The following is a 13,353-nucleotide window of genomic DNA, read 5'->3' as shown; positions in this document are numbered from 1 at the left end:
TCAGCTCCGAGGATCAAACGCGTCGCGGCAGGCTTCGCCGATGAACACCAACAGAGAAAGGATCAGGGCCAGCGCGACGAAAGCGGTCAGCCCCAGCCACGGCGCTTGCAGGTTGCGCTTGGCTTCGCCGATCAGTTCGCCCAGCGAAGCGCTGCCTGCGGGCATGCCGAAGCCGAGAAAGTCCAGCGCAGTGAGCGTGGCAATGGCGCCGGTGATGATGAACGGCAGGTACGTCAGGGTGCTGGTCATCGCGTTGGGCAGGATGTGCCGCCACATCAGCGCGGCATCGGTCAGGCCCAGTGCGCGGGCGGCTTTGACGTATTCCAGATTGCGCCCGCGCAGGAACTCGGCACGCACCACGTCAACCAGCGACAGCCAGGAGAACAGCGCCATGATCCCCAGCAACCACCAGAAACTCGGTGACACAAAGCCGGACAGAATGATCAGCAGGTACAGCACCGGCAACCCCGACCATATTTCCTGAATGCGCTGGCCGATCAGGTCGGTCATGCCGCCGTAGTAACCCTGAATGGCCCCGGCACAGACGCCGATCACCGTGCTGATCGCGGTCAGCTGCAGCGCGAACAGGATGGAAATCCGCGCGCCGAACAGCACACGCGCCAGTACGTCACGGGCCTGCTCGTCAGTGCCCAGCCAGTTGGTGCCGTCGGGCGGGCTGGGCGAGGGCGCGTCCAGGTCATAGTTGATGGTGTCGTAGCTGAACGGGATCGGTGCGAACAGCATCCAGCCGTTTTTCGCGGCGATCAGCTTGCGCACGTAGTCGCTTGAATAGTCCGGCTCAAAGGGCAGTTCGCCGCCGAAATCGGTTTCCATGTAGGTGCGCAATACCGGGTAATACATCTGCCCGTCGTAGCTGACCAGCAGCGGCTTGTCGTTGGCGATCAGCTCGCCGCACAGGCAGACCAGCATCAGGCCGATGAAGATCCACAGCGACCACCAACCACGCCGGTTGGCCTTGAACAGGTCGAAGCGGCGCCGGGTCTGGGGAGAGAACTCGAACATCAGGCGCTCCTCGCGGAAAAGTCGATGCGTGGGTCGACCAGCGTGTAACACAGGTCACCGATCAGTTTGATCAGCAGGCCGAACAGCGTGAACAGAAACAGCGTGCCGAACACGATGGGGTAGTCCCGCGAGACCGCCGCCTCGTAACTCATGCGCCCCAGGCCATCGAGGCCGAAGATGGTTTCGATCAGCAGCGAGCCGGCGAAAAACACTTCGATCAAGGCCTGCGGAATACCCGCGATGACCAGCAGCATGGCGTTGCGAAACACATGGCCGTACAGCACGCGATGCTCGGTCAGGCCCTTGGCGCGCGCCGTGACCACGTATTGACGGCTGATTTCGTTGAGGAAGCTGTTCTTGGTGAGGATGGTCAGCGTGGCGAAGCCGCCGATTACCAGCGAGCTGACTGGCAACACCAGGTGCCACAGATAGTCCTTCACCTTGCCCCAGGTGCTCAGGCTGTCGAAGTTGTCCGAGAACAGCCCCTGCGCCGGAAACCAGCTCAGGTAACTGCCTCCGGCAAACACCACGATCAGCAGAATGGCGAACAGAAACGCGGGCGTGGCGTAGCCGATGATTACCAGCGTGCTGCTCCAGACATCGAACGCGCTGCCATGCCGCACGGCTTTGCGAATGCCCAGCGGGATGGAAATCAGGTAGGTGATCAGCGTCGCCCAAAGCCCGAGTGACAGCGACACCGGAAGCTTCTGGGCAATCAGTTCGGTGACCGGCGCGCCGCGGAAGAAGCTGGTGCCGAAGTCCAGCTGTGCGTAATTCTTGAGCATCAGCCAGAGTCGTTCGTGCATCGGTTTGTCGAAACCGTAATGTTCCTTGATCTGCTCGATCAGCGCCGGGTCCAGCCCGCGCGTGCTGCGGCTAGCGGTGCCGCTTGCGGCTACTTCGCCACCACCGCCACCAACGCCATTGGGGCTGAAACCCTGAATGCGCGCGATGGCCTGCTCGACCGGTCCGCCGGGAGCGGCCTGCACGATCAGGAAGTTGACGATCAAAATGGCCAGCAGCGTGGGAATGATCAGCAGCAGGCGTCGAATCACATAAGCCAGCATCTCAATACTCCTTGGCAGCGGCGGGCTTGCCGGTCAGTGCGGCGGCCTGAGCGTTGGTCAGCGGGGTCGGGCTGATCTGCCACCAGGTTTCCAGACCAACGTCATAGGTAGGTGCCACATCAGGCATGCCGAAACGGTTGGCGAACACCAGTGGCGTGCCCTTGGAGTAGTAGTTGGGAATCATGTAGTAGCCCCATTGCAGGACCCGGTCCAGCGCCCGCGCGTAGAGCACCATATCGTTACGCGTATTGGCGCTCACCAGCCCGTCGATCAGCGTGTCCACCGCAGGATTGCGCAGCACCATGGCGTTGGAGCTGCCCACTTCGGTGGCGCTTTGCGAGCCATACAGGTTGTACAGCTCACGGCCAGGGGAAATGATCGGGTTACCGTTTTTCGGCAGGCTGACCACGATCATGTCGTAGTCCCGCGCATTGAGCCGGTTGATGTACTGCGCCGAATCGATGCGCAAAAAATCCAGGGTGATACCGATCTGCGCCAAGGTGCGTTTGAAGGGCAGAATCAGGCGATCGAAACCGCCCTGACCATCGAGAAAGCTGAACACCATCGGCTCGCCAGCGGCGTTCACCAGCTTGTTGTCCTTCGGGTGCCAGCCCGCTTCAGCGAGTAGCTTGAGGGCCTGCAGCTGCTTGTCACGGATGTAACCGCTGCCGTCGGTTTTCGGCGGCTGATACACCGTGGTGAACACCTCGTCCGGCACCTGGCCGCGCAAGGGTTCAAGAATTTTCAGCTCGGCCGGGGTCGGCAGCTCGGTGGCGGCCATGTCGCTTTTCGGGAAATAGCTTTGTTCGCGCACGTAGAAATTGCGCATGACTCGACGATTGATCCAGTCGAAATCCCACAGCAACGACAGCGCCTCGCGCACGCGGCGGTCCTTGAACATGGGTTTGTCCAGATTGAACACAAAGCCCTGCGCGGCGACCGGACGTTGCGGTGCGAGGATGCGCTTTTGCAGGCGCCCGTCGTCAATCGCCGGGCCGCTGTAGCCGACCACGAAGCCTGAAGAGGAGAACTCGCGGTTGTAGTCGAACATCCCGGCTTGCAGCAGTTGGCGGGCGATTTCGATGTCGCCGTAGTAGTTCACGGTGAGCGTGTCGAAGTTGTACAGGCCACGGCTGACCGGCAGGTCCTTGCCCCACCAGTCCTTGACCCGTTCAAAGACCACGCTGCGTCCGGCATCGACCTTGGCGACCCGGTAGGGCCCGTTGCCCAGCGGCGGCTCGAAACCGCCGCCGTTGGCGAAGTCGCGGGTCTTCCACCAGTGCTCGGGCAGAATGTGCAGGCTGGCAATATCCAGCGCCAGCATGCGGTTGAGGTTGTTCTTGAAGTCGAAGCGAATCTGTAGCGGCCCCTCGATGGTCACCTGTTTGACGTCGGCGAACATGGGGCGATAGCTGAAGCTGGCCTTGGTGGTCATCAGCTCGAAGGTGTAGCGCACGTCTTCGGCGGTGACGGGCTTGCCGTCCTCGAAGCGCGCCTTGGGGTTGAGGAAAAAACGAATCCACAGACCGTTCGGGTCCATCTCCATCTTTTCCGCGATCAGGCCATACACCGTGTACGGCTCATCCAGCGAGCGATAGGCCAGCGGCGAGTACACCCAGCTGTCGACCTCGCGCACATTGATGCCCTGATCTACGTAGGGATTGAGGTAATTGAACTGGCCGATTTCTTCCGCTGAGCGGCTTAGTGAACCGCCTTTGGGGGCGTTCGGGTTGACGTAGTCAAAGTGCTGGAAGCCAGCCGGGTATTTCGGTGCCTCGCCATAGACGGTCAAGGCGTGAGTCGGGGCGGCCTGAGCGACCTGCCAGCAACTGCACAGCGCAACACCCAGAATCAGGCGCCGCAGAAAACGGGTATGACGCAACATGATGGGGCTTTCCTCGTACGCACTGAATGACGATGAGTCGCGAAAAAGCCCCCGGCCGGGGAAGGTGGATGAAACCTGGGCCGGAGGGGGCGAGCTCGCAATCTGACGTGGCCCAAGGAGCGTGTTTGGGCCACGTCGTCACACTCAGAAGTGGTAAGTCGCGCGTGCGAACAGGGTGCGGCCCAGCGGGTCGGCGTAACGAGGGTCGTAGCCGGACTGGAAGTTGTAGGCCTGGTTGGAGAACGGCGGGTTGCGGTCGAACATGTTGCGCACACCGGCGTCGATATCCAGCACCTTGTCGAAGGTATGACCCACCGACATGTCCCACAAAGCATACGATGCGACCCGCGCATTGGTGGTGCGGTCGTAGTCGTTGTAGCCGCTGGTGAAGCGGTTGGTGATGGAAGCGCGGGTATCGCCCAGTGCCCAGGTGCCGGTCAGCACGTGTTTCCAACGCGAAATCACGCCGTCGCCCTGGAAGTCGCCGACCTTGTCGGTGTACGGGCCGTCGATGATGTTCTGGAAGTCATAACGGGTGACGTAGGTGCCGGTCATGCCCAGACCGAACTGGCCGTAAGGTGTGTTCGGAAAGCGATAGTCGAGCGTTACGTCGACGCCGCTGGTCTTGACGATACCCAGGTTGGCGTTGCCGGTAACGATATTGGCAATCGAACCATCAGCAGCGCGCACGTAGCGGTCGGCGTAGGTGTTCGGATCATCAAACACAGTCGACTCGGGGAACGCCTGGATCTGGTTGGAAATGTGAATCCACCAGAAATCCAGGCCCATCGACAGGTTGTTGACCGGCTGATAGACGAAGCCCAGGGTCATGTTGCGGGCTTTTTCCGGGGCCAGTTCGGTGTTGCCTCCACCATTGTTGAGGAACTGCTGCTGGCAATCACGACCGGCGTTACCACCCGGCTGAACGACGCCACCGGCACACAGAACCGGGTCGTTGTAATAGCCCTGGGTGAAAGTCGTACTGCGCGGGGCATACAGCTCGTAAAGCGACGGCGCGCGGAAACCTTCGCTGTAGGCACCGCGGACCACCAGTTGCTTGAACGGCTGGTAGCGGAACGAGTATTTCGGGTTGGTGGTGCTGCCGAAGTCGCTGTATTTGTCGTGACGGACGGCGGCGGTCAGTTCAAGGCTGTCCAGCACGGGCACGTTCAGTTCGGCGTATTCCGCCTTGACGCTCCTGTCGCCTTCGACGCTACCGGCGGCATCTGCGCCCAGGCTGCTGATGTCGTTGACGTAGGCTTCGTACTGCTGATGCATTTTCTCTTTGCGGTATTCGCCGCCCAACGCCAGACCCGCAGGGCCTGCACCGAACCAGTCGCCGATTTCCCGGCTGATGCGCGCATCGAGCCCGGCAACCCGGCCCACAGCGCTGGAGTACTGGCCGTGATATTCGTTGGCATCGATCAGTGCCTGACCGGCAGTGGTTTGCGGGCCGAACGGGTTAAGGGTGCCATTGGCCAGGCCGTTGAGCATTGCAGCGTCACTGACATAACCGTTGGTGAGCGATGACAGGACTTTGTTCTGGTTGTAAGAAGCACCTACGTTGTAGTCCCAGCCGCCCACCAGGCCGTCGAAGTTCAGCAGAAAACGCTGGCTGGTGTTCTGGTCGCTGGACCCGCGTGGCCCGGCTGCGGTTTCTCGCCAGGCTGTGCTGATCGGTTGGGTCGGGTCGAGAGTAAAGTCGGTCGGTGCCGGAGTGATGCCGTTGCCGGGATAAAAAGGCGACGATGAGTCCAGAGACAGGCCGGTAAGGGGCGCAGGCCCGATATCGGTATGGTTGTTGTTACGAGCCCAGAAGTATTCGAGGCTGACGTTATGATCGTCTGCAAGCTTGCCGGTGGCCTTGCCAAAAAACGAGGTCTTTTCGGTTTGCGGGATCAGGTCGATGTATTCACGGGTGCTGAACCGGCAGATGCCGTTGCTGGCGATCAGGTTAGGGCCGCCGCAGTTTCTGCCCAGCGGGTTGGCAGAGTTGTCACCCTGGAAGTAATTGCCGGGATAGGCCGTACCGGAGGTCTGATTGAGCCCGCGCCCTGGCACGTAATCTCTGGCAAACGAGCGGTCGTTGGCGTCCAGGTTTTGCTGCTTGTTGTAGTTGAAGACACCCATGACGTTGAAGCGGTCTTGCTCCAGATCACCAAAGCCCCAACTGGCGCTCATGTCCTTGGTGGCACCGCCGCCGCTGGCGGTCGGGGTTTCTCCACCCAGGGTCAGGCTGCCGTCGGTCAGGGATTTTTTGGTGATGAAGTTGATCACACCGCCAATGGCGTCAGTGCCGTATAGCGCCGAGGCGCCGTCACGCAATACTTCCACACGGTCGATGGCGGCAAAAGGGATCATGTTCAGGTCGATGGCGCTGCCGTTGGGCGTGCCCACACCCGACAGTGCGTTATTGGCCAGACGGCGGCCGTTGAGCAGTACCAGCGTCTTGTTGGCGCCGATGCCGCGCATATCGGCAAACGAGGCACCACCTGTTCCGGCGCCGACCGAGCCTGCACTGTTGTTGATCGACTGGCTGCCAGTGATGCGCTGGACCATTTCCTGGGTGGTGGTCACGCCCTGTTTCTTCAGGTCGTCAGCGCGCAGGATGGTAATTGGCACTGCGGTTTCGGCATCGACCCGGCGGATCGCCGAACCGGTCACTTCTACACGTTGCAGCTGGGTCGTGGCAGGCACAACCGCTGCGCTGGTGGACACGGCCGAGCCGCTTGTGTCCGCGTCGACGGCGTCTGCCGCCTGAGCACCGCTCATGCCCATGGCCAATGCACAAAGCAGGGCACGTGGATGACGCCGGACCGCGAGGGCCAGTGGTTTGAGGGTGCAACCGGGAAGATTCATCAGCATGGTTAGTTCCGACTTGGTCCAGACGTTATTGAAATGGCCTTGTGAGCCCTCTGTTCCCGACGCGGTTGTGCCGAGCGGGAGTTCCACTTCTTCTTTTTCCAGCAAGCCGCTCCCCTCCAGAGGCTTTTCAGCCCACGGACAACCGCATTTACGGGGGTCGGGTCAAACGGCTTCGCGCGGCGAAGCCGTCAAATCACCTGAGGGTCATTTCGCCGTCATGACGGATATCTTCGTAATGCCCGAACGCTCGATGGACGCCATGGCCTTGGCCACCTGGCCATAATTCACGGCGGTATCGGCCTGCAACTGGACGCGGATTTCCGGATCCTTGGCCTTTTCGTCCTGCAGGCTTTTTTCCAGCAGTTCCGGGGCGATTTCCGATTTGGCGAGGTAGAACTTGCCGTCCTGATCGACGCTGACCACCACCGGGTTTTTCTTCTCGGCAGGGGCGACCGCGTCGGTCTTGGGCAGGTTGACCTTGATCGCGTTGGTCATCAGCGGCGTGGTGACGATGAACACCACCAGCAGCACGAGCATCACGTCCACCAGCGGCGTGACGTTCATTTCGCTGAGTACTTCATCGCTGTCCTGGGTGGAGAAAGACATTAGCTGGCCTCCCGAACGGCGTGGCCATTCTTGCTGGCGATGGGCTGACGGGTGACCGCGAAGGCGCTGCGCTGGGCGAGGGCGTCGAAGTCGTGGGCGAAGTCATCCATGTCGGCCACAGCGAGCTTGAGGCGGCGCAGGAAGAAGTTGTAGATCAGCACCGCAGGCACCGCGACGGCGATACCCACACCGGTGGCGACCAGCGCATGGCCGATAGGACCGGCGACCGCTTCGAGGCTGGCCGAGCCGGTCACACCGATGCTTTGCAGTGCTTCCATGATCCCCCAGACCGTACCGAACAGGCCGATGAAGGGCGCGGTGCTGCCGATACTGGCGAGAATTGCCTGACCACTTTCCAGTGCGCGACGCTCTTTTTGTATCTGCTGGCGCAGGTTGCGCTCCAGACGGTCCGAGCGGTTGATGGTGTGGGCCAGTTGTTGCGTGGTGCGCGGCGACTCATCGACCGCCATGGCTTCGAAGCCGCTGTTGGCAATACGCGCCAGCGCTCCAGGATATTGTGCAGAGTGCTCGGCGGCGGTCAGCAGGTCCGGCGCGCTCCAGAACGCCTTGGTGAACTGTTTGTTCTGCGATTTCTGACGCACGTACTGCGCCGACTTGATCAGCAACAGTGCCCAACTCAATACGGAAAACAGAATCAATGCCCAGAGCACGGCCGGGACAATCATGGAAGAGAGCGATGCGTTCATGGTTTAAACCTCACCAGCTTTAATAATTGAAGTGTCGGTTGTCAGGTGCCGGATCATTCCGGCAACTTGAAGTCGATGGTCTGCGTCGCGAAGCCTTCTATCGGCGTGTCACCCCGTTTGGCCGGTATGAACTTCCAGTTGCGCACGGCCTCAACGGCTGCTTCGTCCAATACCGGTTTGCCGCTGGATTTGGTCACCTCGACAGCGCCAGCGCGGCCGTTTGGCAGCACCTTGATGCGCAAAATCACGCGACCTTCCCAACTGCGGCGCAAGGCCAGCCCCGGGTATTCCGGCGGCGGGTTGCCCAGACTGGCGAGCCCGGATACGGCAGCGCTTTCCTTGGCTGGCGCCGGTGGCGCGGCAGGTGCCGGAGGTGCAGGCGCAGGTGCTGGCGGCGCAGGCGGGCTGGGCGCGGCAGCAGGCGTTGGCGCAGGTGGCGTCGGCTTTTTCACCGGCTCGACTTTCTTGACCGGCTTGGGCTTCTCGACCTTCGGCTTCTCCACCGGTTTTGGCGGCGGCTCTACCGCGTCCGGGTCCTCGACCGGTTGTTCCGGCTCGGGTGGCGGCGGCGGGGGTGGCGGAGGTGGTGGCTCGGGCGGCGGCGGTTCCGGAGCGGGAGGTGTCGGGCTGGTCAGCTCAATAGTCATTTCCGGAACTTGTGGTGCAACTTCCGGCAGCTCTGGCTGGGCAGTTTGCATGTACCACCAGATCACACCATGGATAAGTACTGACGCAGCAATCAACATCATTACTTGTGGCTTGTTAAGGCCACCCGGTCGTGACGTATTGGCGCTGAAAGGAATGCCCTGCCACGCCGTCGAAGTGTCATCGGGCGAAGGAGAGGGAACCGCTTTCATTATTACCGCATCATTCATTAACGCTCCCTCGGGTAGTTAAAGGGCAATAAAAATCCGTCCGAATATTTTTGTGAATATTCGACTGAGGGCGGCTTGCACACTGTTTATATGCAGCGCACCGCGGTGCCTGCGCACGGCAGGCTTAAACAGGGAAAAGCGGGTCACATCAGGGCGCTGGCATTGCTGATCCTTGCTTCTTATCGTCATGTACGGGGACGTACAGCGATGTTCCTGAATGCTTACATTGCAACCGCTGTGCCAGAAAGCCCATGCAGGAACCGTTGATTAAGAGCCGGTGTCGCATTCATGTAACTATTTATCGAATCCCGATTTCATGGACTTCGAAGGCATTCAAATGAAGGACTCCTTAAACAAAACAGCAGACAAATTCGTACCCTCTGCTGTGCCAGACGCGTTCAAAACTCGTGACCTACTAGTCACTTTCCTGGATGCACCAATACTGTGTAACGAGGATCAACTTGGTGCGTTAGTTACTCAACACTTCATAAAGGGCTGCTCCGTGTGCGTCCGTGTTTATATGATCAGTCACCGCTAAAGAAACAAAAGCCATCGCACAAATGATGGCCAAATGAAACCACTCAAAATAAAGTGTCGGACAATCTTTATATGTGGGTTGCCCGTTAATTAGAAAACAGGGGGTTTATCCTTATTGCGCGCACAGTTCTGCAAGGCCCTGATTAATCGTCAGAACATTCAAGGGCACACGCAAAATGACTTACGTCCAGACGTGCAGGGTCGTCGAAAAACAACAAGCAGATCTGGATAACGCGCAGGCACCGCCCAAGGCAGGCAATGCCTCAAGGGTAGGCAGCCAGCGTAACGGTGGCCTGACACAAGACTGATAGAGCACGGCTAGATTCCTTTCCTGGTGAGGAGAAAGACTTGTGGTCTGCCCTCCTGCACTGTTTGTGGACGCTCTGGCGTCCGTTAACTGCACTTTGGTGCGTGTAGGCACCCCTTGAATGCAGCGTGCACCAATGGTTTATGGCACGACCGTTCCACTTGAAAGAACTGTGCCAATTTGTGTCTTTTTGTATCTGAAGGGGTACATTTTATTTAGCGGCACGCTGCAAGTGGCGAGCTACAAGGCAGCAGCTTTGGCGGGAAGGGAAGAAATGGCAGCAAGCCGCCCGCTGAAAGGGCGGCTTGAGAGGCGTTGCAAATTACCAGAACGCAGCAGGTGCGCTGAGCGCCTTGCTGAATACCTCAATGGCACGCTCGACGTCTGCCTGCGTGGTGTAGCGGCCAAGGCTGACACGCACGCTGGCCAGGGCCTTGGCTGAATCCATCCCCAGAGCGAGCAACACATGCGAGGGTGCATTGCTGGCCGAGTTGCACGCGGATGTAGAAGACAACGCCAGGCTGTGGGATAGCTGCGAGCTGGTGAAGCCACTGCGGGTTATGCACAGGTTCAGGGTGTGCGGGATGCGTTGTTGCGGACAGCCGTTGAGCTGCACATCCGGCAGGCTCAACAGGCCTTCGCGCAGGTGGCGACTCAGCTCTTCGATACGGCGGTTTTCAGTTTCGGCCTGGCTGATCGCCAACGCAAAGGCTGTACCCATGCCGACGATCTGATGCGTAGCCAGTGTGCCCGAACGAAAGCCGCCTTCATGTCCGCCGCCGTGGATCTGCGCTTTCAGCAACGAATGCGCGCGTGGGCCCACGTACAGCGCGCCAATGCCCTTGGGGCCGTAGGCCTTGTGCGCCGAGAACGACATCAGGTCGACGGCCAGACTCGCCAGATCGACCTTCACCTTGCCGACTCCCTGCGCAGCGTCCACATGAAACAGCGCGCCGTGCTCGCGCACCAAGGCGCCAATGCTGGCGATATCGGTCAGCGTGCCCAGCTCGTTGTTCACCAGCATCAGTGATACCAGCAGCGTGTCTTCGCGCAGGGCAGCCTGAACCGCCTGCGGCTGGATCAGGCCCTGGGCGTCCGGTTTCAGCCAGGTGACGGGAAAGCCCTGACGCTCCAGCGTGCTGACGGTATCGAGCACTGCTTTGTGCTCCAGAACACTGGTAACGATGTGCCGACGCTGCGCGCTGCTGTCGTGAGCGATGCCCTTGATCGCCAGGTTGTTGGATTCCGTGGCACCGGACGTCCAGACGATAGTGTCGGTAGACGCACCCACCGCATCAGCCACCTGACGCCGTGCCTGCTCTACAGCCTGCCGCGCAACCTGCCCGTAACCATGCCCACTGGATGCCGGATTGCCGAAATGACCTTCGCGGCCCATACAGGCAACCATGGCTTCGATGACCTGTTCATCGACAGGCGTGGTAGCGGCGTAATCCAGGTAGAGCGCAGAGGTGGTCATGGGCAATTCACTTTGTAATCGAGTCAGAATCAAGGGCTGGCGGTACAAGGCCGATTGCTTGAAAGATTACTGATGCGCACGCGAAAATTTATTGATATTTGCACGTATACCAGCAGCCAAAGCGAAAAATTATTCGCTTTGGCTTGGATTTTTACGATTAAAAATTCTAGGATGCTGCTTCAGGCGCAGAATCGCAGTCATACACCATCGTTCCTCACGCTCCGCGTGGGAATGCAGTTCTGGACGCTCCGCGTCCAATCCGGGGATGCAAGGGGCTGCACCGTTGGGTGACGCAGAGCGTCACGAAATGCATGCCAACGCGGAGCATTGGCACGATAGTCATGCTGTGTGAGGCGCAGAATTGGAGTCAGACACCCATCGTTCCTCACGATAAGTGTAGAGCGACTAACGCAGGAAACCGCTAATGGACAAATTCGACCGGGCAATTCTCGACATTCTGCAAACCGACTGCACTCGCTCGGTGGCGGACATCGCCGAGCGCATCGGCCTGGGCAGCACCGCGTGCTGGCGACGCATCCAGAAGCTGGAAGAAGCCGGCATCATCGACCGCCGGGTTGCCCTGCTCAATCCGCAACGTCTGAACGTGTCGGTCAGCGTCTTTGCAGCCATCCGCACCAACCAGCACAACGCCGCCTGGCTCGAACAGTTCCACGCTGCCGTCGGCGAACTGCCTGAAGTGGTCGAGTGCTACCGCATGGCAGGCGACACCGACTACATGCTGCGCATCGTCGTGGCTGACATCGCAGGGTACGACGCGGTGTACAAACAACTGATCAGCATCCCCGGGATCAGCGACGTAAGCTCCAGCTTCGCCATGGAACAGATCAAGTTCACCACCGGCCTGCCCTTGCAATACGCATCGTTTGGCGGCTGAGCGCAGCCACGCTCATCGATTGAATCGAACCCTCAGCCCGATGCCACGTCCACTTTCTTTGGCAAACGAAAAAGGTGGCTGACATGACAACCGATCACATACTCACAAACAGCGTGCCCAAAGAAGACCCCGCCAGCCCGGAACTTGGCCAATACGACCGCGAAGCAGACCCGGTCCTCGCCATGAACGCGAACAGACCCGGTGTCGGCCCGAAAAAAGGCGACGAGGTGAAGAAGCGTACGGAACACGACGAGACTTACGATGAAGGTGAGCTGGAAGTGGACGACGCCGACAGCGTCTCGGATGAGGGCGGCGGCACTCTGCCGGGCTGAGGGAGCACGAATATGGCGCTGAGGCGGTGTAACAGCTCAAACGTGTTCATGTAAGGGACATTGAGCTGTTCACAGAGGTCGGGGATGATGAATACGCCGACTCAAGGCCGAGAAGCAATCTCGTCCAGATGATTCAGAAGATCCAGCGGGTCCTCATAAACCCTTAACGCGCCAGCACGCTCAAGCTCGCCAATGTCGTAGCCACCCGACAGCAAGCCAACGCCGGTTGCTTTGCAGCGGCGTGCCGCCAGCATGTCCCAGATCGCATCGCCGATCACCAGACACTCTTCAATCGGTGCGCCTATCTTCTTCGCTGCCGCCAGGAACAGATCCGGGTCTGGCTTGCCGTAGCTCACGTCATCGCGCGTAACGATGTTGATCTCATTGATGTCCAGTTTCAGAGCCTTGAGATTGATCGTCGCCGTATCAATCCCGCCGCTCGTGGCGATGCACCACTTGAGGTTTTCCTTATTGAGCGTCTCAAGCAGCTCGACAGCGCCCGGCAGCGCAATGATCTGCCCCTGTAGCCGCTCATACGCCTGAGCGTGTTTTTCGCTGAGTCGTTCGGCTTGTTCTTCACTGATATCCAAGCCGGTTTCGCGCGACAACGACTTCAACATCAGCCCGCCGCTCATGCCGATCTTGCGATGAATACGCCACATCGCAAGCGGGATATTTTCTGCATCCAGCGCTTCTTTCCAGGCGGCGACGTTTTGATAAACGCTGTCGGTCAGCGTGCCGTCCAGGTCGAAGATGAAGGAGGTTTGCGGTCTCATA

11 protein-coding genes and 1 pseudogene are annotated in these 13,353 nt (G+C 59.6%); 2 read left to right on the top strand and 10 right to left on the bottom strand.

Annotated features, from left to right (window positions below):
• The 8 genes from KP808_RS00605 to KP808_RS00570 all read right to left on the bottom strand — a co-directional run bounded on the left by KP808_RS00605 (position 1) and on the right by KP808_RS00570 (position 11,349).
• Complete coding sequence (locus tag KP808_RS00605; RefSeq protein ID WP_230017258.1) at positions 1 to 1,023, bottom strand: ABC transporter permease; 1,023 nt, start codon at positions 1,021 to 1,023, stop codon at positions 1 to 3.
• On the bottom strand, positions 1,023 to 2,090 hold the full coding sequence (locus KP808_RS00600) for a microcin C ABC transporter permease YejB (RefSeq protein ID WP_003367615.1): 1,068 nt from the start codon (positions 2,088 to 2,090) through the stop codon (positions 1,023 to 1,025). The genes KP808_RS00605 and KP808_RS00600 overlap by 1 nt, the downstream gene beginning before the upstream one ends.
• Position 2,091: 1 nt before the next feature.
• Positions 2,092 to 3,975 carry an extracellular solute-binding protein gene (locus KP808_RS00595; RefSeq protein WP_230017257.1) on the bottom strand — a complete coding sequence of 628 codons (1,884 nt, stop codon included), beginning with the start codon at positions 3,973 to 3,975 and terminating at the stop codon, positions 2,092 to 2,094.
• A 144-nt stretch (positions 3,976 to 4,119) separates the two neighbouring features.
• Positions 4,120 to 6,945, bottom strand: a complete 2,826-nt coding sequence (locus tag KP808_RS00590) for a TonB-dependent receptor (protein WP_230017256.1) — start codon at positions 6,943 to 6,945, stop codon at positions 4,120 to 4,122.
• 99 nt (positions 6,946 to 7,044) lie between these two features.
• Positions 7,045 to 7,446 (bottom strand): ExbD/TolR family protein, encoded by a 402-nt coding sequence (locus tag KP808_RS00585; protein WP_002555939.1) that lies wholly within the window; start codon positions 7,444 to 7,446, stop codon positions 7,045 to 7,047.
• Positions 7,446 to 8,132 (bottom strand): MotA/TolQ/ExbB proton channel family protein, encoded by a 687-nt coding sequence (locus KP808_RS00580; RefSeq protein ID WP_003435083.1) that lies wholly within the window; start codon positions 8,130 to 8,132, stop codon positions 7,446 to 7,448. The genes KP808_RS00585 and KP808_RS00580 overlap by 1 nt, the downstream gene beginning before the upstream one ends.
• Before the next feature lie 74 nt (positions 8,133 to 8,206).
• Complete coding sequence (locus tag KP808_RS00575; RefSeq protein WP_456107275.1) at positions 8,207 to 9,028, bottom strand: energy transducer TonB; 822 nt, start codon at positions 9,026 to 9,028, stop codon at positions 8,207 to 8,209.
• Between the two features lie 1,166 nt (positions 9,029 to 10,194).
• Positions 10,195 to 11,349 carry a cysteine desulfurase family protein gene (locus KP808_RS00570; protein ID WP_230017254.1) on the bottom strand — a complete coding sequence of 385 codons (1,155 nt, stop codon included), beginning with the start codon at positions 11,347 to 11,349 and terminating at the stop codon, positions 10,195 to 10,197.
• A gap of 424 nt (positions 11,350 to 11,773) precedes the next feature.
• Here KP808_RS00570 and KP808_RS00565 point away from each other — a divergent pair, with 424 nt between their 5' ends.
• Positions 11,774 to 12,244 carry an Lrp/AsnC family transcriptional regulator gene (locus KP808_RS00565; RefSeq protein WP_002555835.1) on the top strand — a complete coding sequence of 157 codons (471 nt, stop codon included), beginning with the start codon at positions 11,774 to 11,776 and terminating at the stop codon, positions 12,242 to 12,244.
• Between the two features lie 83 nt (positions 12,245 to 12,327).
• The gene (locus tag KP808_RS00560) at positions 12,328 to 12,576 is read left to right on the top strand and encodes a hypothetical protein (RefSeq protein WP_230017253.1); all 249 of its coding nucleotides are present in this window, start codon (positions 12,328 to 12,330) and stop codon (positions 12,574 to 12,576) included.
• Here KP808_RS00560 and KP808_RS00555 read toward each other — a convergent pair.
• Together KP808_RS00555 and KP808_RS00550 are read right to left on the bottom strand one after the other, a co-directional pair.
• Positions 12,501 to 12,668, bottom strand: a pseudogene (locus KP808_RS00555) (DUF4411 family protein); the annotation flags it as partial. The gene KP808_RS00560 and the pseudogene KP808_RS00555 overlap by 76 nt on opposite strands.
• Before the next feature lie 9 nt (positions 12,669 to 12,677).
• Complete coding sequence (locus KP808_RS00550; protein WP_005745756.1) at positions 12,678 to 13,352, bottom strand: HAD family hydrolase; 675 nt, start codon at positions 13,350 to 13,352, stop codon at positions 12,678 to 12,680.
• Between the last annotated feature and the right edge of the window lies 1 nt (position 13,353).

Source organism: Pseudomonas savastanoi, assembly GCF_020917325.1.
Taxonomy (GTDB): domain Bacteria; phylum Pseudomonadota; class Gammaproteobacteria; order Pseudomonadales; family Pseudomonadaceae; genus Aquipseudomonas; species Aquipseudomonas amygdali.
This window is presented reverse-complemented; position numbering and strand designations above follow the sequence as displayed.